A 20,401-nucleotide genomic window follows, 5' to 3' on the forward strand; every position below is an offset into this window, starting at 1 on the left:
GACCACCACGGAACTACCAACCATCATCAATGTCGGACCCCCGTCGTAGAGTGATGTCAGACACACAAGGAGAACTGGAATCAACGGTTCTACCAGCGGGAACAGCACTTCGGGGGAGGTGAACATCGTGACCGTCAACGGCATCTCGTACGACGACGACGCCACCCGGAGCGCGCCCAGCACCGCACGTTTCGACACTCCTGGTTTCGACGCAGATACGCTGATCGCCGGCCTGTCGCCCGCAGAATTGCTGGCGGTACAGACCGCCGCAGAGAAGCGGTTGAGCGCCGAGGCGATCGCCCTGTTGGCCGCCGAGTCCGACGACGGTCTGTTGGGTCTGCTCGACGCTCGTGAACAGGCCCACCGCCGGGCGGAGGTGTTCGACGCTGCGTTGTATGTCGAAATCTCTGACCGGGGCGTGTACCGGCGTGCCGGGCACATCTCGACCCACCAGCTGTATGCCCACGGTGCCCGTCTCGGTGTGGGTGAGGCCCGCCGCCGCCGGGTGACCGCCGAAGGGATCGGCGCCATGGGTGCTCTGACCGGTGAACGCCTCGAACCCCGACTGACCGCGACCGCGGCGGCGGTGGCGGACGGGGAGGCCGGCGGCGCCCACGTCGCCGCGGTCGCCGAGATCATGGAGAAGCTGCCGTCGGCGGTCACTCACGATCAGCGCGTCAAAGCCGAAGCGATGCTCGCTGATGCGGCGCGGCGTCTGGACCCGGCCGCGGTCACGGTGGTCGGTAACCGGATCCTGGCGTGGCTCGACCCCGACGGGACTCTGGCCGACGACCACGACCGGGCCCGGCGGCGTACGTTCAATCTGCAGCCGCAGAACCGGCAACTGATGAGCAAAGTCCGCGCGCTGCTCACCCCCGTGCTGCGCGCCAAGCTGGAGGTGCTCCTGCACCAATGGGCCACCGCCGGGATGAACAATCCCGATGACCCGGACTCCCCGCGTGGCGCGGCCGACCAACCCGGCCTCGACCCCGCCGTCTTGGCGGCCGCCGCCGAACGGGACACCCGGACCTTGGGGCAGCGTCAGCACGACGCCCTCGAAGCATTGTGCGACTGGGCCCTCGCGCTGGCCGGGCAACCCGCACCCACCCGGATCCCCTCACAAGTCGTGGTCACCGTGACCGATGAGGATCTGGCCCGGCAGGCCGGGATCGGCTGGACCGCCACCGGCACCCGCATCCCCGTGACGGATCTGGTGCAGTTCGCCGCCGACACCGTCCCGTATCTGGCGGTGTTCTCCAAGGCCACCGGACAAATCCTGTACCTGGGGCGCGCGAGCCGGTTCGCGACGGCGGCGCAGCGGTTGGCGTTGTTCGCCCGCGACCGGGGATGCACCGCACCGGGCTGCACTGTTCCGTTCATCCGCACCCAAGCTCACCATATGCCTGATTGGTCAGACGACGGTGTCACCGATATCGACCGGTTGGGTGGGGCGTGCGGCCGGCACAACCGCATGAACGGCACAACCCCGGGGCACTGGGAGTCGACGGTCCTCACCTTCGGGCCCGACTCCGGACGCGTCGGGTGGCGGCCCGTCGGACGGGACACCCCGTGGCAGAGCAACATCATGTTCCACCCCGAACGCCTCGCACCCGACCCCAGCCGCATCCCAGCAGCAGGTGAACCGCCCGCCGACACCAGACCGCCCGGCAACACACGAATGCCCGACGTCAGCGCATTGCGTGAAGTGATCGCTTCACCGGACGCGACCGGGCCACCGGGCGAACACCGGACTGCCCGTCCATTCCGGATCGTGCACGGACACTGGGTCGCCTGACACCGGGCCACCCGGCCAGCTCACCGTGCCCGCTGGTATGCGGAGGCGGTGCTGAGGGCGGTCACCGGCCCCGGCAGCGTTCCTTTCGACAAGCTCAAGGGGCTCGGCAAGCTCAAGGGGCTGGACAAGCTCATGGGGCTCGGCAAGCTCATGGGGCTGGACAAGCTCAAGGGGCTGGGGCGAGCTCATGGGGCTGGCAAGCTCAAGGGCTCGACGAGCTCGATGGGCTGGGCGAGCTCAAGGGGTGGCAGGGCACTGCGGCCGTTCGACGATGAGATTTCCGACGGCGATCAATGATCGAGCGCCCGCCGCCACATGCGCACTGTCGCGACTGAGTCACGAAAGCAACGGTTCGGGGGGTCACTGCGGGCGATTCGTTCTAGCTTCGGACTATGACCGATTCGTCTGACCAGCCGCGGCAGGGCGGCGAGCCTCGATCGAACGATCCGCAGCGTGGGGACTCCTTGGCTGATGCGCCGACGGAGTACCACCCGGTGCCGCAGCCGGGTGCCGGACCTCCGGGTCAGGCCCCGCCGCAGCCGTCGAACGCGCCGACACCTCAACCCGGTCACGCACCACCACCCGGTCCGGGACCGCAGCAGTACGGTGCTCCGGCGCCGGGCGGCTACGGGCAGCAGCTGCCGGGTCATCCCCGGTACCAGCCGCAGCCTGAGCGGGCTCAGTATCCGGGCGTCGCGCAGGATCCGCAGTCGGGTCAGTTCCCGGGGAGCCCGCAACCGGGGTCACAGTACGGCGCACCGCCCGGTGTCCCGCAGTTCGGTGCGGCGAGTCCGGGCTACGGGGCTCCGGCCGCCGAGAAGCCGCTGAGCTCGGCCGTCACTGTCATCTCCTGGGTGTCGGTCGGCCTCTGTGTGCTGATCGTCGTCGCTGCGAACCTGCCGTGGGTCACGCTGGGCGCGCTCAACGTCGCAGGCACCGACGACGGCCGGGACGGCTGGATCACCCTGGGCATCGCCGTGATCGTCGGCATCGTGGCAGCAGTGAGCGCGCTGATCCGCAAACCGTCCGGGATCCATCTCGCCGCCGGGATCCTGGCCGTCATCGGCGGGCTGCTGGTGGCCGGAATCGGGATGATCGACATCGCCGACGTGAACGAAAAGGGGTTCGGAGTCGGCAGCGGCCTCACGCTCACCCTGATCCTCGGGATCCTCCTTCTGGTCGCGGGCATCGCAGGCATCGTCAAACGACGCTGACACTCCTCGAACGACGTTCACCTCACGCAGGTGTGCGGACCCCACTTCAGGTCCGGGTGAAGCGGATCACACGTTCTAGCGCCTCGCGTGAGGCGGGCCTACGCTTGCGGATGAAAGTCTGGTACCCGGCCCGTGCCGGGACTGGAACTGCCATCGGAGGTCAACGGTGAATGCATCCACCCCTGCCCCGCGCCTGAACGTCGGCATCGTGTCGGCCGGCCGCGTGGGCACCGCGCTCGGCGAGGCTCTCGCCGCCGCCGGGCATCAGGTGGTCGCCGTGCACGCCGGATCCGATGTCTCCCGCGAACGCGCTGCGCGCCGCCTCCCCTTCGCCCGCCTGGGCACTCTCGAAGATGTCGTGACCGCCGGTGACCTGGTGCTCCTGGCGGTCCCCGACACCGAACTCCCCACCGTGATCGACCAGGTCGCCGCATGCCTGCGCCCCGGGCAGATCGTCGCCCACACGGCCGGCGCCCACGGCACCGCGATCCTGGACCCAATCGCCCAGAAGGGCGGGATGGTATTGGCGATCCACCCCGCGATGACCTTCGTCGGCGGCGAGGAAGACACTCGCCGGCTGGCGTCGTCGTGCTTCGGCATCACCTCGGCCGATCCCTTCGGCGACGCGGTCGCCGCCTCCCTGGTCCTGGAACTCGGCGGCACCCCGGTGCGCATCGACGAGTCCCAGCGCACGCTGTACCACGCCGCCCTCGCACACGGCGCGAACAATCTGATCGCCCTCATCACCGACGCGGTGACCGCCCTGCAGGCCGCGATCGACGGCCCCCACCACCTCGCCGAGCAGGCGACGGTCGACGGCGGAGCGGCCGGCCTGCCCGAGCAGATCCTCGGTCCGCTGGTGCGGGCCTCCCTGGAGAACGTCCTCGCGCTCGGTCCCTCGGCGCTCACCGGTCCCGTCGCCCGCGGCGATCGCGCGACCGTGCAGCGGCATCGCAACGCCCTCGAGGATCTGCCCGATCCCGGTGTGGCCCTTGGTTATCGAGTGCTCTGCGCCCGAGCCGCGAAACAGGCCGGCGCTCCCGCCGACCTGCTCGACTCCATCGAGGTGAATCCGTGACAGAGATCATCGAGGCCACGCAGGCCCCGTACACCCCCGGTGCGCTCACCGTGCACCGCGACCCGGCCGAGCTCCACCGGGTCAGCAAGGCCCTGCGGGCCACCGGGCGGCGCGTCGCCCTGGTGCCGACCATGGGCGCCCTGCACGAGGGACACCTCGAACTCATCCGCGCCGCCGAGGGCTGGGGCAACACCGTCGTCATCGTCTCGATCTTCGTGAACCCGCTGCAGTTCGCGGCCGGCGAAGACCTCGACGCCTACCCGCGGACGTTCGACGACGACTGTGCCAAGCTCGCCGCCCTCGGCGTGCCCCTGGTCTTCGCCCCTTCGGTCGAGGCCATGTATCCCACCGGGCCGCGCACCACGATCCACCCCGGTACCGCCGGCATCGGTCTCGAAGCCGCGGCGCGACCGACGCACTTCTCGGGCATGCTCACCGTCGTCGCCAAGCTGCTCAACATCGCCGCCCCGAACGCCGCCTACTTCGGGGAGAAGGACTACCAGCAGCTTGTCCTCATCAACCAGATGGTGACCGACCTGAACATGGACGTCGAGATCGTCGGCGTCCCGACGGTGCGCGAAGCCGACGGTCTGGCCCTGAGCTCGCGCAACCGGTACCTGACGCCGCAGCAGCGTGAACTCGCCACGACCCTGTCGGCGGCGCTGCTCGCCGGCGCGCACGCCGCCGACAAAGGGCGCGACGCGATCCTCACCGCCGCGCGGGCGGTGCTGGAGACCGCGCCGGAGATCGACGTCGACTACCTGGAATTGCGCGGCCGTTCACTCGAAGACGCACCTGAGCAGGGCGACGGCCGACTGCTGATCGCCGCCCGGCTCGGCGAGACACGACTGCTGGACAACGTCGGCGTCGACATCGGCGGAGTCCGCCGCGCGTACGACGACGCCGCCAAAGAAGAGTTCTTCACCGACGGTGGAGATCAGAGGGAAGAGGGTTAACCATGTTCCGCACCATGATGACGTCCAAGATCCACCGGGCCCGCGTGACGCAGGCCGATCTCCACTACGTCGGCTCGGTGACCGTCGACCAGGATCTGCTCGACGCCGCCGGTCTGCTCGAAGGCGAGCAGGTCCACATCGTCGACATCGACAACGGCGCTCGCCTGGAGACGTATGTGATCGCCGGCGAGCGCAGCAGCGGCGTGATCGGAATCAACGGCGCGGCAGCGCATCTCGTCCATCCCGGCGACCTGGTGATCCTGATCGCCTACGGCATGCTGAGCGAGGAGGAGCTTGCGAGCTACTCGCCGAAGGTGGTCTTCGTCGACGAGCACAACCGCCAGGTCTCGCTCACCGACGATCCGGCCGACGTGCCCGCGGATTCCGGACTCAAGGATCCCCGGCAACTCGCCGGTGCGTCTGCCTGATGCTCCTGACGGTCAGCGTCGGGAACACGAACATCCATCTCGGGGTGTTCGCGGGCTTCGGCGACCATGCGGCGCTGGTGCGCGACTGGCGCATCCACACCGATCCGAACCTGACCGCTGACGAGCTCGCGCTGACGCTGCGCGGTCTGCTCGGCGACGACATCGAACGCGTGACGGCGGTGGCAGCCCTCTCCACCGTCCCGTCGCTGCTTCGGGAGATCCGCGCCATGCTGCCGCGCTACTTCGGCGACGGCCCTCACGTGATGCTGGAACCAGGCGTACGCACGGGGATCCCGCTGCTCGTCGACAATCCGAAAGAAGTCGGCACCGACCGGGTCGCGAATGCCCTTGCGGCGCATGCGAACTTTCCGGACCGGCCGTGCATCGTCGTCGCGTTCGGAACGGCGACGGTGATCGACGCGGTGACGGCGAAGGGCGAGTTCCTCGGCGGCGCCATCGCACCGGGGGTGAACCTCGGTGTGCAGGCTCTCAGCGATCACACCGTCACGGTCCGCAGGGTGGAACTGCTTCCGCCCCGCGGCGTCCTCGGGAAGAACACCGTCGAGGCGCTGCAGTCGGGGATCCTCTACGGGTTCGCCGGCCAGGTGGACGGCCTGGTCGAACGAATCAGGTCCGGGGTTCCGGGCTTCGGCGGCGACGACGTCGCCGTCGTCGCGACGGGCTATCAGGCGCCGCTGATGTACGACGAATGCCGCACCCTCACCGATCACCTCCCGCACCTCACGCTCGACGGACTGCGTCGCGTGCACGAGCGGGCGAAGGCGACTCGGGCCCGATGACCGATGCCGGGAGTCCGGCGTCAGCGGAGCGGATGCCGAAGCAGCAGTTCGCAGTTGCGATCGGAGACCTTGCCGAGCAGGTCGTCGTCCTGGTGCAGATCGTTGTACGAGAGCTCGCGGTAGAGACTGGCCAGGCCGAGCGGGGAGAGATTGTTCTCGTCAGCGGTGTACGGGCTCTCCGCCTCGATCAGCGGGGTGAAGATCGAGAGCGTGCCGTCGCGGTTGTCGACCACCTCGAGGATCCGCGCCAGCTGCGGGAAGTCGATGTGGCTGGCGGTGTTGATCTCCCAGAAGCTGTGCTTGGGCGTGCTGCCGCGGTGCGCGGTCATCTCGTTCTTGTGCGTGTGACCGTTCACCCAGGCGATCAGATTCGGATGCCGCTTGAGGACCTCCACCAGCTGCCCGCCGTCGTACTGGGCCTGGCCGGGCGTCTCCGGATTCGGCAGCTTGGCGGTCATCGTCGTCGAGGTGTGGTGGCTGAAGGCCATCACCAGCTGATCGCGGTGGCGGCGCAGCTCGCGCTCCATCCAGTCCAGCTGCACCTGGCTGATCGAGCCGTCCGCGATACCGAGAGTGTTGCAGGTGTTCAAGGCGATCCCGCGCAGCCCCGGCGCGATCTGGAAGCCATAGTAGGTGGGCCCGTCCGGCGCGGCGAACCCGTGGCCGACCGGACCCGGGCCGGTGACCGAGGGGTGAAAGTGCCTGCGAACGAATTCGGCGTTGCTGAACGGGCGTCGTCGTGCATCCGGGGTCACGGCGTACGACGGCCCCGTGATCCGCAGCTGCGCCAGCATGGGTCCGAGCGCCGACGGATTGGTCTGCATCGCCCGGCCGATCTGTGCAGCCGCCGGATCGCTCGCCGGGAGGTCGAACTTGACCGCCGCGGTGTACATCCAGTCGATGACATTGTTCGGAACGGTGCCGAGGAACTGGTCGTCGTGGTTGCCGAACACCGCGTACCAGGGCGTCTTCAGGCCGGGACTCCGGTGCGTTCGGATCGCCGCGCGCAGGAACCCGGGGATCTGGACGAAGCCGCGTTCCTTGTAGATGTCGAAGCGGTCGCTGTCCGGCTGCCAGTAGAGCGACGAGCCGAACGACTGCACCCCCTCGTAGCGGCCGCGGGCGCCGGTGTTCGGGGTGATGTCGCCGCCGGACATCACGCGCTGGAACCAGGTGAGTTCCACGTCCTCGCGGTTGTCGGTGTTGTCCCCGGTGGTCACCACGCAGTCGAAGGCCCGGCCGGTGAACGGCCCGTACTTGAGGGAGTTGACGCGGTTCACCAGGGCCACCGCGCCCTGGGTGGTGAGCGTCTCCTGCGGGCGGAAGGCCGAGTGTGCGAGCTGGTGCACGTACTCGAAGCGTGCCGGGCTCTGCACGTCGGTGATGTGCATGTCGGTGAACTGCACGAACGATGCGACGGCCTCCCGACGGTTCTCGCGCGCGCTCTGTGCGGCGGCGAGATCCTGCCGGATCACCAGCGGCCAGCCCGGCCCCGCGGTGAGCCGGCGGTAGCCGCCTTTGCGGGCCGGTCCCGGAACCGCGACGCCGGCCAGCGTCGTGCCCGCGACGCGAGCGCTGGACAAGGCTCCGGGCTCAGCGCGGGCCGCACCCCCGCTCGCCACGGCCAGCGCACCGGCCGCCGCGGCGCCGGCGGCGAGGAAGGTGCGGCGGGAGAGACCGGAACGATCATCGTCGGCACAGTGATGTGAACACGGCATGGCGATTACTGTAACGGCTGCCACATTACCTGTGAATTCGTTCGTGTATCGAGAAGGTCTTGCCTGGTAATCGAGGGTTCGGCGCAACCGTGCACATAACTCTTCTGCGGTGTCGGACGGCTGTGGCACAATTGTCGTCGTGATCAAGAGCTGTCAGGAGTGTTGTCAGAGCTGAAGCCGCTTGCTGCGGTCGGCTCCCTCAACCAACCCTCCCGCTCGTTCCGATCACCTGAGGACCTTTGCGATGACACTCGCCTTCGACGTCCCCGTCACCACTTCTTTCGGCTCCCTCGCCGACGCCCCCGCGCCGATCTCGGCACAGACCTCACAGTATCGCGGGATGATCGACGACGGCGCCGTCGTCGTCGATCTCCGCAGTGCGCAGGCGCGCCGCGCGCACGGTGCGCTCCTGGGTGCACTGGCCCTCGACCTCGACGACGCGCTCGACCTGCTCACTCCCGGTGCGCCGGGAGCGCTGCGGTCGGCGACGCGCGATGCCCGGTGGCTGCTCGTCACCGACGGCGGATACGACGCCGAGTGGCTCGCGTGGCACCTGCAGGCCCGGGGCGTCGGCGGTGCGCGCTTCCTGGTCGGCGGCTACCGCGCGCTCCGAGCGGCCGGCATCACCGGGTCGGTCGCCGCCGAGGGACACGCCTACTTCAGCTGACGGTCGTCGTCGCGTGACTCATCGGTCGTGCGGTTCTCTCGCTGGTCGAGCGGAGTCGAGACCATCCACGGGGCGGCTCGTCGGGCGACGAGGTCCCTCGTTGGTCGAGCGGAGTCGAGACCCCGGCCCGTCCGAATTCGCGCGAGCACCTGGAGCGGGCCTAATCTGATACCTCGTGAGCGACCACCTGCCAGAGAGCGACGACCAGACCCCCGAACAGCTGCGGATCCGCCGCGAGAAGCGTGAACGAATCCTCGGCGAGGGTCGCGAGGCGTACCCGGTCGGCGTAGCGCGCACGCACTCCCTCGCCGAACTGCGTGAGCAGTACGCAGACCTGGAGGCCGGTACCGAGACCGGCGTCGAGGCCGGCGTCGCTGGACGCGTGATCTTCCTGCGGAACAAGGGCAAGCTCTGCTTCGCCACACTGCAGGAGGGCGACGGCACCAAACTGCAGGCGATGATCAGCTTCAACGGGGTGGGCGAAGAGTCTCTGGCGCGGTGGAAGACCGACGTCGACCTCGGCGACATCGTCTTCGTGCACGGTCAGGTGATCAGCTCACGCACCGGCGAGCTCTCGGTGATGGCTGACCACTGGCAGATGGCCTCCAAGGCACTGCGTCCGCTCCCCGTCGCACACAAGGAGATGAACGAGGAGTCGCGAGTACGACAACGGTACGTCGACCTCATCGTTCGGCCGGAGGCCCGCGAGATCGCGCGGACCCGGGTGCAGGTCATGTCCGAGCTTCGCAAGTTCATGACCGAACGCGGCTTCCTCGAGGTCGAGACCCCGATGCTGCAGACGTTGCACGGCGGTGCCGCAGCGCGGCCCTTCGTCACCCACTCGAACGCGTTCGACATGGACCTCTACCTGCGGATCGCGCCGGAGCTGTTCCTCAAGCGCTGTGTGGTCGGTGGGATCGAGAAGGTCTTCGAGGTCAACCGGAACTTCCGCAACGAAGGTGCGGACTCCACGCACTCCCCGGAGTTCGCGATGATGGAGACCTACCAGGCATACGGGGACTACAACGACTCCGCGACGATGATCCGCGAGCTGGTGCAATCGGTCGCGATGGGCGCGCTGGGGACCCTCACCCCGACGATGCCCGACGGGACGCAATACGACCTGAGCGGCGAGTGGTTGAGCGTCGAGATGTATCCGTCGCTGTCCGAGGCCCTCGGACGCGAGATCGTTCCGGAACAGACCTCCGTCGAGGAGCTGCTGGCGATTGCCGACGACGTCGGGCTGGAGGTACCCCGGGACAAGGGCTACGGCCACGGCAAGTTGGTCGAAGAGCTGTGGGAGCACCTCGTCGGGGCCAAGCTCGATCAACCTGTGTTCGTCCGCGACTTCCCGGTTGAGACCTCACCGCTCGTCCGGGCCCATCGCAGCGTGCCCGGAGTCGTCGAGAAGTGGGACCTGTACGTCCGCGGTTTTGAACTGGCGACCGGCTACTCCGAACTCGTCGATCCGATCATCCAGCGCGAGCGCTTCGTCGACCAGGCCCGGCTCGCAGCGGCCGGAGACGACGAGGCGATGGTGCTCGACGAAGAGTTCCTGACGGCGATGGAGTACGCGATGCCTCCGACGACGGGGACTGGCATGGGCATAGACCGGCTGCTGATGGCGCTGACCGGCCTCGGTATTCGGGAAACCGTGTTGTTCCCGCTGGTGAAGCCCCGCGTCGACAGCTGAGCTCGCGGTAGTTCGCCTGGCACCCAAATCGGCTGTGACCAGCCGATTTGTCAATGCGGGCCGCAGTCGTCTAACTTAATCAAGGCTTCAGCGACCGCGAGGGAGCGAAGCTGGCCAGGCGAGGCGCCTGGAACCGCCGAGGGAGACCGCGTGTGGTTCCGGACACAGCGACTTGACTGCCAAGACTCCAGTTGCTTAGACTGGACCAGTTGCCCGTGTGTCGGGTGGCGTGACTCTTGCTTGCTGATGTTCGTTCGGGCTGTGTGTTTGGGCGTGTTGGTGGGTGTGTGTTTTTTGAGAACTCGATAGTGTGTGATGGATTTTCTTGTGCCATTTGTTTTGTCATCTGGTGTGAGTTGGTCTGTCTTTTTGGATGAGATTGATTTTTTTGCCAGTTGATTTTTTTGGATTGTTTTTTGGTCAGGTCTTTTCTCTGATTGTGTTTTTGTTGGAGAGTTTGATCCTGGCTCAGGACGAACGCTGGCGGCGTGCTTAACACATGCAAGTCGAACGGAAAGGCCCAGCTTGCTGGGTACTCGAGTGGCGAACGGGTGAGTAACACGTGGGTGATCTGCCTTGCACTCTGGGATAAGCTTGGGAAACTGGGTCTAATACTGGATATGACCACTGATCGCATGGTTGGTGGTGGAAAGCTTTTGCGGTGTGAGATGGGCCCGCGGCCTATCAGCTTGTTGGTGGGGTAATGGCCTACCAAGGCGACGACGGGTAGCCGACCTGAGAGGGTGATCGGCCACACTGGGACTGAGACACGGCCCAGACTCCTACGGGAGGCAGCAGTGGGGAATATTGCACAATGGGCGCAAGCCTGATGCAGCGACGCCGCGTGAGGGATGACGGCCTTCGGGTTGTAAACCTCTTTCGCCAGGGACGAAGCTTTTGGGTGACGGTACCTGGAGAAGAAGCACCGGCCAACTACGTGCCAGCAGCCGCGGTAATACGTAGGGTGCGAGCGTTGTCCGGAATTACTGGGCGTAAAGAGCTCGTAGGCGGTTTGTCGCGTCGTCTGTGAAATCCTGCAACTCAATTGCAGGCGTGCAGGCGATACGGGCAGACTTGAGTACTACAGGGGAGACTGGAATTCCTGGTGTAGCGGTGAAATGCGCAGATATCAGGAGGAACACCGGTGGCGAAGGCGGGTCTCTGGGTAGTAACTGACGCTGAGGAGCGAAAGCGTGGGGAGCGAACAGGATTAGATACCCTGGTAGTCCACGCCGTAAACGGTGGGTACTAGGTGTGGGGTCCATTTCACGGATTCTGTGCCGTAGCTAACGCATTAAGTACCCCGCCTGGGGAGTACGGCCGCAAGGCTAAAACTCAAAGGAATTGACGGGGGCCCGCACAAGCGGCGGAGCATGTGGATTAATTCGATGCAACGCGAAGAACCTTACCTGGGTTTGACATACACCAGATGTATGTAGAGATACATATTCCCTTGTGGTTGGTGTACAGGTGGTGCATGGCTGTCGTCAGCTCGTGTCGTGAGATGTTGGGTTAAGTCCCGCAACGAGCGCAACCCTTGTCCTGTATTGCCAGCACGTAATGGTGGGGACTTGCAGGAGACTGCCGGGGTCAACTCGGAGGAAGGTGGGGATGACGTCAAGTCATCATGCCCCTTATGTCCAGGGCTTCACACATGCTACAATGGCGCGTACAGAGGGCTGCGATACCGTGAGGTGGAGCGAATCCCTTAAAGCGTGTCTCAGTTCGGATTGGGGTCTGCAACTCGACCCCATGAAGTCGGAGTCGCTAGTAATCGCAGATCAGCAACGCTGCGGTGAATACGTTCCCGGGCCTTGTACACACCGCCCGTCACGTCATGAAAGTCGGTAACACCCGAAGCCGGTGGCCTAACCCGTGAGGGGGGGAGCCGTCGAAGGTGGGATCGGCGATTGGGACGAAGTCGTAACAAGGTAGCCGTACCGGAAGGTGCGGCTGGATCACCTCCTTTCTAAGGAGCAAACTACAACAAACAGTTTCTGGTCTGTTCATGGCCGGCTGTGTGTTTGTTCGAGGGTGAAACATGAGAAGCCATCCTGGGTGTGCTGGTTCGTCACTGTGACGGATCGGTGCGGGGTGGGCTGCGGTCGGGTGACCGGCGTAGCGGATGTCACACACTATCGGGGTTCTGAGGAAACAGGCCTGCTGCCGGCACCCTTGGGGGTGTTTGGGGGTGGAGGGGTTTTCTTGGTGTTCACTGACTTTCGGCGTGCTGGTTGGGTGCGTGTCTGGGGTGGGTGGGTGTGTGTTGTTTGAGAAGTGCATAGTGGATGCGAGCATCAAAAATCTTGTTTTGGTGTTTGTACTGCAATTTATACGATTTATGGTTTCTGTTCTTTTAACGAAGATTCAGTTTTACTCATGTTGTGTGTAGGTGTCCACATTCGTGTCTCGCAGCCTGGCTGGTCTCTTTTTTTGGGGGCTGGTGGGGTGTGGGGTGTGTTTGTGGGTGTTGTTGTAAGTGTTTTAGGGCGTTCGGTGGATGCCTTGGTACCAGGAGCCGATGAAGGACGTGGTAGGCCGCGATAGTCCTCGGGGAGTTGTCAAACGAGCTGTGATCCGAGGGTGTCCGAATGGGGAAACCCAGCACCAGTTGTGTGGTGTTACCGCCCGGTGAATGTATAGCCGGTGCGGGGGGAACGTGGGGAAGTGAAACATCTCAGTACCCATAGGAAGAGAAAACAATATGTGATTCCGTGAGTAGTGGCGAGCGAAAGTGGATGAGGCTAAACCGCGCGTATGTGATACTCGGCAGGGGTTGTGCGTGTGGTGTTGTGGGAGCATCGTTGCTGTGTCTGCCGGCATAGCGGTCAGTGAGAAAGTGTTGTGTTAGGTGAAGTGGCCTGGGATGGTCTGCCGTAGACGGTGAGAGTCCGGTAACTGAAAACGCAATGCCTGGCTTCGGTGTTTCCCGAGTAGCAGCGGGCTCGTGGAATCTGCTGTGAATCTGCCGGGACCACCCGGTAAGCCTGAATACTTCCTGGTGACCGATAGCGGACGAGTACCGTGAGGGAAAGGTGAAAAGTACCCCGGGAGGGGAGTGAAATAGTACCTGAAACCGGACGCTTACAATCCGTCAGAGCTGGCGCACCCTTTGGGGTGGTTGGTGATGGCGTGCCTTTTGAAGAATGAGCCTGCGAGTTAGTGCTCAGTGGCGAGGTTAACCCGTGGTGGGGTAGCCGTAGCGAAAGCGAGTCTGAATAGGGCGTGTTGAGTCGCTGGGTCTAGACCCGAAGCGGAGTGATCTACCCATGGCCAGGGTGAAGCCACAGTAAGATGTGGTGGAGGCCCGAACCCACTTCAGTTGAAAATGGAGGGGATGAGTTGTGGGTAGGGGTGAAAGGCCAATCAAACTCCGTGATAGCTGGTTCTCCCCGAAATGCATTTAGGTGCAGCGTCACGTGTTTCTTGCCGGAGGTAGAGCTACTGGATGGCCGATGGGCCCTACTAGGTTACTGACGTCAACCAAACTCCGAATGCCGGTAAGTGAGAGCGTGGCAGTGAGACTGCGGGGGATAAGCTTCGTAGTCGAGAGGGAAACAGCCCAGATCGCCGGCTAAGGCCCCTAAGCGTGTACTAAGTGGAAAAGGATGTGGGATTGCTGAGACAACCAGGAGGTTGGCTTAGAAGCAGCCACCCTTGAAAGAGTGCGTAATAGCTCACTGGTCAAGTGGTCCTGCGCCGACAATGTAGCGGGGCTCAAGTACACCGCCGAAGCCGCGGCAATCACACGTGTAACATCCATCATCTCCTGTGGGGGGTGGTGTAGTGGTGTGGTTGGGTAGGGGAGCGTCCTGCACTCGAGGAAGCAGTCTGGTGACGGGTTGTGGAGGGTGTGGGAGTGAGAATGCAGGCATGAGTAGCGAAAGACAAGTGAGAAACTTGTCCGCCGAATGACCAAGGGTTCCTGGGCCAGGTTAATCCGCCCAGGGTGAGTCGGGACCTAAGGCGAGGCCGACAGGCGTAGTCGATGGACAACGGGTTGATATTCCCGTACCCGTGTATCCGCGCCCAGTGACGAATCGCATGTACTAACCACCCAAAAGCATCTTTTTCATCCTTCGGGGTGTTCTGGGTGTGGCTGCGTGGGACCTTGTGTGTAGTAGTCAAGCGATGGGGTGACGCAGGAAGGTAGCAGGGCCACGCGGTTGGTTGTCGTGGTGTAAGCCGGTAGCACGAGGCATAGGTAAATCCGTGTCTCATGGTGTGTGAGAGGTGATGCGTAGCCGTTGAGGTGAATTCTGTGATCCTATGCTGCCGAGAAAAGCCTCTAGTGAGTTGGTACACGGCCCGTACCCCAAACCGACACAGGTGGTCAGGTAGAGAATACTAAGGCGATCGAGAGAACTGTGGTTAAGGAACTCGGCAAATTGCCCCCGTAACTTCGGGAGAAGGGGGACCACGTCTGGTGACGGCACTTGCTGCTTGAGCTGGGGGTGGTCGCAGAGACCAGAGAGAAGCGACTGTTTACTAAAAACACAGGTCCGTGCGAAGTCGTAAGACGAGGTATACGGACTGACGCCTGCCCGGTGCTGGAAGGTTAAGAGGACCGGTTAATCACCCTTGTGGTGGTGAAGCTGAGAATTTAAGCCCCAGTAAACGGCGGTGGTAACTATAACCATCCTAAGGTAGCGAAATTCCTTGTCGGGTAAGTTCCGACCTGCACGAATGGCGTAACGACTTCTCTGCTGTCTCAACCACAGACTCGGCGAAATTGCAGTACGAGTAAAGATGCTCGTTACGCGCGGCAGGACGAAAAGACCCCGGGACCTTCACTATAGCTTGGTATTGGTGTTCGGTACGGTTTGTGTAGGATAGGTGGGAGACTGTGAAGCAGGCACGCCAGTGTGTGTGGAGTCGTTGTTGAAATACCACTCTGATCGTATTGGGCTTCTAACCTCGGACCCTGATCGGGTTCAGGGACAGTGCCTGGTGGGTAGTTTAACTGGGGCGGTTGCCTCCTAAAATGTAACGGAGGCGCCCAAAGGTTCCCTCAGCCTGGATGGCAATCAGGTGTTGAGTGCAAGTGCACAAGGGAGCTTGACTGTGAGACGTACATGTCGAGCAGGGACGAAAGTCGGGACTAGTGATCCGGCACCGGCAAGTGGAAGCGGTGTCGCTCAACGGATAAAAGGTACCCCGGGGATAACAGGCTGATCTTCCCCAAGAGTCCATATCGACGGGATGGTTTGGCACCTCGATGTCGGCTCGTCGCATCCTGGGGCTGGAGTAGGTCCCAAGGGTTGGGCTGTTCGCCCATTAAAGCGGCACGCGAGCTGGGTTTAGAACGTCGTGAGACAGTTCGGTCTCTATCCGCCGCGCGCGTCTAGAAACTTGAGGAAACCTGTCCCTAGTACGAGAGGACCGGGACGGACGAACCTCTGGTGTGCCAGTTGTTCCGCCAGGAGCACCGCTGGTTAGCTACGTTCGGAAGGGATAACCGCTGAAAGCATCTAAGCGGGAAGCCTGTTCCAAGATGAGGTTTCTCACCCACCATTGGTGGGGTAAGGCCCCCTACAGACCATGGGGTTGATAGGCCAGAACTGTACGCACAGCAATGTGTTCAGGTGACTGGTACTAATCGGCCGAGGACTTACCAACAACACCCAAACACCAAGACTTGAACGCTACGCATCCACTATGCACCTCTGAAATAACACGCACACGCGGGTTTTTCGAATCGACGTAGGAGATTCGACAACGAAGCGACGAAGGAGGTTCGTTGTGGCCGTAGGCCGCTATCAAATGAATTACAGCCTTCAGTCGTTCATCGTTGCGCCCCGCGCAACCGTTAATTTCACAGAGTTACGGCGGCCATAGCGGAGGGGAAACGCCCGGCCCCATTCCGAACCCGGAAGCTAAGCCCTCCAGCGCCGATGGTACTGCACTTTAATCAGTGTGGGAGAGTAGGACACCGCCGAACACAACCACAGAGAAGGCCCCCGGAACCCCTAGGTTCCGGGGGCCTTCTTCACATCCCCACGGTTGAGCGGGCCGACCAGAGACGAGACTGCTGTTTCGCTGGTTGAGCCCGGCGAACGCAGTGAGCCGAAGTCGAAACCACCCACCCCTACTCGCCCCCTGGCAGCGGCGACACTCGGCACACGACCGCGACAACCGAGCACACCAGCGACACACCCGACCGTCGCTCCCACAGCCGACCGTCGCGACCGTCCCACGACCGTCGCGGACACCCAACCAGGCGTGCGGCAGAACGCGGGCGGCGTGGTTTCGACTCGCTCCGCTCGCTCAACCATCGAGGGAGCGTCGTACGGTCCGGTTTCGACTCGCTCCGCTCGCTCAACCATCGAGGGAGCGTCACACGGTCCGGTTTCGACTCGCTCCGCTCGCTCAACCATCGAAACAGGGGCTCGTTCAACCATCGAAACGGCGGCCCACCCCACGGTCGGGTGCGCCGGCTAGACGCGAGACTGGTCTTTCGCTGGTTGAGCCCGGCGAACGCAGTGAGCCGGAGTCGAAACCACCCCGGCCCCGCACCCGCCCCCGCCAGCCGCGACACTCGGCACACGACCGCGACGACCGAGCACACCAGCGACACACCCGACCGTCGCTCCCACACCCGACCGTCGCGACGACGCCACGACCGTCGCGGGACACCGAACCAGGCGTGCGGCAGACCGCGGACGGCGTGGTTTCGACTCGCTCCGCTCGCTCAACCATCGAAACGGCGGACGGCGGGGTTTCGACTCGCTCCGCTCGCTCAACCATCGAAACGGCGGACGGCGTGGTTTCGACTCGCTCCGCTCGCTCAACCAACGAAACGGTGGCTCGCTCAACCAACGAAACGGTGGCTCGCTCAACCAACGACACGGCGGCTCGCTCAACTATCGAAGACTCGGCTTCGCTCGCTCAACCTCCGAAAGGAGTCGTGACTCGGCTTCGCGTGCGCAACCAGCAACAGGAAGGCCGGGGGCGCGAGGTCTGGCTCGCGCCCCCCGGCCGTGGGGGGGGGGGGGGGGGGGGGGGGGGGGGGGAGGTGGTCGGTGAACGGTCAGGCGTTGACCGGTTCGGGAGCGTTGCTGCCGTCGGTCTTCGCAGTCGAGGCAGTCGGCTCGTCGCCGTTCCGGACGATCAGCGAATCCAGGGCCAGGCGGCCCGGTCCGATGAACACCAGCAGGAACAGCGCCCAGCAGAAGAGGGCGGCGGTCTCGCCGTCGTTCTGGATCGGCAGGAGACCGTCGGTGTGCTTCCAGAAGTACGCGACGGCCATCGTTCCAGAGCCGATGAACGCGGCGATCCGGGTGCCGAGGCCCGCGATGATCATGGCGCCCGCGACGAACTCGATGGCCCCCGCCCACCACGACGGCCAGGCCCCGAAGTCGGCGGTGCCTCCCTCGTACGGTTCTTTGAACCACGCGAAGAGGGTCGAGGCGCCGTGACAGAAGAACAGGAACCCGACGACGACGCGGAATGCGGTGATGGCCCACGGCTGGGCCCGACTAAGCAAGGGTAGCATTGCCTAATGTTGACGGCATAGGTCCTGATATGCGAGCAGAAGTGATGCGGGTCACTGGCGCATCGGCCGCGGATTAACCGTCAGTGTGCGCAGTCGGCAACGGGTCGGACCTGTGCCGAACAGTCGCGCCTGGGCGTGGTTTACTCGGTGAGCGCGAGACCGTTGCGGCGCCTGGCCGCACCAGCAGGTCCGCTCAGGGGAGGAAGGCCGTTCATATGTGGCAAGCGCTGGGCAGTACGTTCGGGTTGGCGATGGGGCTGGCGTTGAGCCCATTGGCGATCACCACCGCCCTCATCTTGTTGCTCGGGGCCAACGGCCGTGCGCGCGCACTGTTCTTCGCAGTCGGCTGGTGGATCGCGATGTTCGTGATCACCCTGATTCCGATGCTGGTGACCGACGTCGCCGATGAAGAGGACGCGACGGGGACCGCGGGCGGCATCGACATCTTGCACCTCGTGTTCGGCGTGCTGTTCTTCGTGCTGGCGGCAGTCACGTGGATCAAGCGGCCTCGCCGCGACCGGATGACGGCGGGCGCCGGTGCACCGTCGTCGCCGACGGAGGTCGTCGAACAGGAGATGCTCGACCTGGAGCCGGACGAGAAGAAGGGCATCATGGGTCGGCTCGACGGACTGGGCATCTGGGCCTGCCTGGTCGTCGGACTTGCTCAGGGAGTCCTGATCATCAAGAACATTCCGCTGGGCATCAGTGCGGGCGCTCAGCTGGGGCAGGCGCAGGTTCCCGCTGCCGAGCAGTGGGTGATCGTCGCCGTCTTCGCCGTGCTCGCGGCCGCCGGCGTTCTTCTGCCGCTCCTGGTCGCTGCGGTGGGCGGGGCGAAGGTGGAGCACTCCCTGCTGGAGGCGCGGCACTGGATCGAAGCCAACATGACCGCGATCACCCTCGTCGTGCTCGTCGTGGTGGGCGGCATCTTCCTCGGCGAGGGCCTCGGGCTGGCGGACTGACGGCCTTGGGCACGTCGTCGTAGGTCCGGTGGTCAGCCGAGTTCGCGCTTGAGGATCTTGCCGGAGGCGTTCCGCGGGAACTCGTCGACGAAGGCGACCGTGCGTGGCACCTTGAAGTTCGCGAGGTGCTCTGCCGCGTAGGTCAGAACCTCGTCGACCGTCACGTCACTGTCGGGCCTTCGCGTGAGGAAGGCGGCGCCGACCTCGCCCAGACGCTCGTCGGGCACCCCGATCACGGCCGCCTCGGTCACTCCGGGAAGGCGAGTCAGCGCCTGTTCCACTTCGGCGGGATAGACGTTGAAACCGCCGCAGATGTACATGTCCTTCAGTCGGTCGGTGATCGTCAGGTTGCCGTGCTCGTCGAGCGTCCCGACGTCGCCGGTGTGCAGCCAGCCGTCGTCGTCGACGGTCTCCGCCGTGGCCTTCGGGTCGTCGAGGTAGCCGCGCATCACCATCGCCCCCCGGGCCAGCACTTCCCCGTTCTCGCCGAGTCGGACCTCCATGCCGTCGAACGGCCGTCCGCACGTCCGTGCGACGGTCTCGGCGTCGTCGTCCGCAGTGCACGTGGTGATGAACCCGCTGGTCTCGGTCTGCCCGTACGCGGTCAACACGGTGTGTACGCCGAGTTCGGACTGCAGGCGCTCGACCAGCACGACAGGGACGACGGTCGCCCCGGTCACGACGAGCCGGAGGCTGGTGAGGTCGTAGTGCGTTCGATCCGGGTGGTCGAGGATCGTCTGGAAGATCGTCGGGGCGCCGGGGAACACGGTGGCGTGCTCGGTGGCCACCGTCGTCATGGCCTGCGTCGGGGAGTAGACGGCGAGAGGGAGCATCGTCGCGCCGAACAGCACGCACGGCAGGATGCCTGCCTTGTACCCGAACGTGTGGAAGAAGGGATTGACCATCAGGTAGCTGTCGTCGGGTCTCAGTCCGCCGTTGGCGCCCCAGGCTCGTGCCCCGGCCACCGTCTGCCGATGCTCGGCGAGCACGCCCTTCGGCGCGCCGGTGGTGCCGGAGGTGAACAGAATGTCCGAGAGATCGTCGGGCCGCAGGGCCGAGACCCGGCGACGCACGACGGCCCGCGCTTCGTCTGTCGCCGTGGCCAAGAAGCGGTCCCACGGCAGCGCCCCGGGCGGAACCGCGTCGGTGAGCGGGATGCCGATCACGGTCCGGTTCTCGGCGATCGGCGATCCGAGGACTTCGGAGAGCCGATCGGCCCCGGCGAACGCTCCTGCGGCGACGACGACCAGCGCGCCTGACCGGGCGACGATGTCCCGGGCCTCGCTGACGGTGTACCGCGTGTTCAGCGGCACCAACACCGCGCCGGCGAAATGCACGCCCAGCGCGGCGATCGGCCAGTGGTAGCTGTTCGGCGCCCACACGGCGACCCGGTCCCCGGGTTCGACGCCCAGCGCGACCAAGGCCGCCGCGAAGGTCTCGACCTCTGCGGTCAGATCCGCCCACGTGAGTTCGACGGGCTCGCCCCATTGCGTGTCCCGGATCGCGGTGGCCTCCGGCCAGAGATCACGTGCGCGGAGCAGCGCGGCGGGTGTGGTCGTGGGCGTCGTCGGCATGATCAAAACCTAGCAAACGCTTGG

At 64.6% G+C, this 20,401-nt stretch carries 13 protein-coding genes and 3 rRNA genes; 13 read left to right on the forward strand and 3 right to left on the reverse strand.

The features are described from left to right. Window positions 1–127: 127 nt before the first annotated feature. The 7 genes from C6V83_RS03730 to C6V83_RS03760 all read left to right on the forward strand — a co-directional run bounded on the left by C6V83_RS03730 (window position 128) and on the right by C6V83_RS03760 (window position 6,271). On the forward strand, window positions 128–1,795 hold the full coding sequence (locus tag C6V83_RS03730; protein ID WP_159067433.1) for an HNH endonuclease signature motif containing protein: 1,668 nt from the start codon (window positions 128–130) through the stop codon (window positions 1,793–1,795). Between the two features lie 48 nt (window positions 1,796–1,843). Then, entirely contained in the window at window positions 1,844–2,092 is a 249-nt protein-coding gene (locus C6V83_RS03735; protein ID WP_105941261.1) for a hypothetical protein, read from the forward strand. A 95-nt stretch (window positions 2,093–2,187) separates the two neighbouring features. After that, complete coding sequence (locus C6V83_RS03740; protein WP_105941262.1) at window positions 2,188–3,009, forward strand: hypothetical protein; 822 nt, start codon at window positions 2,188–2,190, stop codon at window positions 3,007–3,009. A 166-nt stretch (window positions 3,010–3,175) separates the two neighbouring features. Then, window positions 3,176–4,087, forward strand: a complete 912-nt coding sequence (locus tag C6V83_RS03745) for a Rossmann-like and DUF2520 domain-containing protein (protein WP_105941263.1) — start codon at window positions 3,176–3,178, stop codon at window positions 4,085–4,087. Further along, a complete protein-coding gene (gene panC / locus C6V83_RS03750) occupies window positions 4,084–5,043 on the forward strand; it encodes a pantoate--beta-alanine ligase (RefSeq protein ID WP_234353847.1) in 960 nt (319 codons plus the stop codon). Before C6V83_RS03745 ends, panC begins: the two co-directional genes overlap by 4 nt. Before the next feature lie 2 nt (window positions 5,044–5,045). Continuing rightward, window positions 5,046–5,471 carry an aspartate 1-decarboxylase gene (gene panD, locus C6V83_RS03755; protein ID WP_105941264.1) on the forward strand — a complete coding sequence of 142 codons (426 nt, stop codon included), beginning with the start codon at window positions 5,046–5,048 and terminating at the stop codon, window positions 5,469–5,471. Continuing rightward, entirely contained in the window at window positions 5,471–6,271 is an 801-nt protein-coding gene (locus C6V83_RS03760) for a type III pantothenate kinase (RefSeq protein WP_105941265.1), read from the forward strand. Before panD ends, C6V83_RS03760 begins: the two co-directional genes overlap by 1 nt. Window positions 6,272–6,291: 20 nt before the next feature. Here the strand turns inward: C6V83_RS03760 and C6V83_RS03765 are convergent, their stop codons facing one another. Then, a complete protein-coding gene (locus C6V83_RS03765) occupies window positions 6,292–7,989 on the reverse strand; it encodes a TIGR03767 family metallophosphoesterase (RefSeq protein ID WP_105941266.1) in 1,698 nt (565 codons plus the stop codon). Window positions 7,990–8,233: 244 nt separating this feature from the next. Between C6V83_RS03765 and C6V83_RS03770 the strand changes: the two genes are divergently transcribed. The 5 genes from C6V83_RS03770 (at window position 8,234) to rrf (ending at window position 16,290) form a co-directional block, all read left to right on the forward strand. Beyond that, complete coding sequence (locus tag C6V83_RS03770; protein WP_105941267.1) at window positions 8,234–8,656, forward strand: hypothetical protein; 423 nt, start codon at window positions 8,234–8,236, stop codon at window positions 8,654–8,656. A 175-nt stretch (window positions 8,657–8,831) separates the two neighbouring features. Further along, a complete protein-coding gene (gene lysS / locus C6V83_RS03775; RefSeq protein WP_105941268.1) occupies window positions 8,832–10,349 on the forward strand; it encodes a lysine--tRNA ligase in 1,518 nt (505 codons plus the stop codon). A 445-nt stretch (window positions 10,350–10,794) separates the two neighbouring features. Beyond that, window positions 10,795–12,318 (forward strand): 16S ribosomal RNA (locus C6V83_RS03780). Between the two features lie 504 nt (window positions 12,319–12,822). Then, a 23S ribosomal RNA gene (locus C6V83_RS03785) occupies window positions 12,823–15,968 on the forward strand. A gap of 205 nt (window positions 15,969–16,173) precedes the next feature. Further along, window positions 16,174–16,290 (forward strand): 5S ribosomal RNA (rrf, locus tag C6V83_RS03790). Together the 16S, 23S and 5S rRNA genes form the textbook arrangement of a ribosomal RNA operon. 1,089 nt (window positions 16,291–17,379) lie before the next feature. Here the strand turns inward: rrf and C6V83_RS03795 are convergent. Next, the gene (locus C6V83_RS03795; RefSeq protein WP_105941269.1) at window positions 17,380–17,844 is read right to left on the reverse strand and encodes a DoxX family protein; all 465 of its coding nucleotides are present in this window, start codon (window positions 17,842–17,844) and stop codon (window positions 17,380–17,382) included. A 215-nt stretch (window positions 17,845–18,059) separates the two neighbouring features. Here C6V83_RS03795 and C6V83_RS03800 point away from each other — a divergent pair, with 215 nt between their 5' ends. After that, window positions 18,060–18,803 carry a GAP family protein gene (locus C6V83_RS03800; protein ID WP_105941270.1) on the forward strand — a complete coding sequence of 248 codons (744 nt, stop codon included), beginning with the start codon at window positions 18,060–18,062 and terminating at the stop codon, window positions 18,801–18,803. A gap of 32 nt (window positions 18,804–18,835) precedes the next feature. On the opposite strand, the gene C6V83_RS03805 is transcribed toward C6V83_RS03800, so the two are convergent. Beyond that, a complete protein-coding gene (locus tag C6V83_RS03805) occupies window positions 18,836–20,377 on the reverse strand; it encodes a FadD3 family acyl-CoA ligase (RefSeq protein WP_105941271.1) in 1,542 nt (513 codons plus the stop codon). Window positions 20,378–20,401: the final 24 nt, after the last annotated feature.

This window comes from Gordonia iterans (genome assembly GCF_002993285.1).
GTDB classification, from domain to species: Bacteria; Actinomycetota; Actinomycetes; order Mycobacteriales; family Mycobacteriaceae; genus Gordonia; species Gordonia iterans.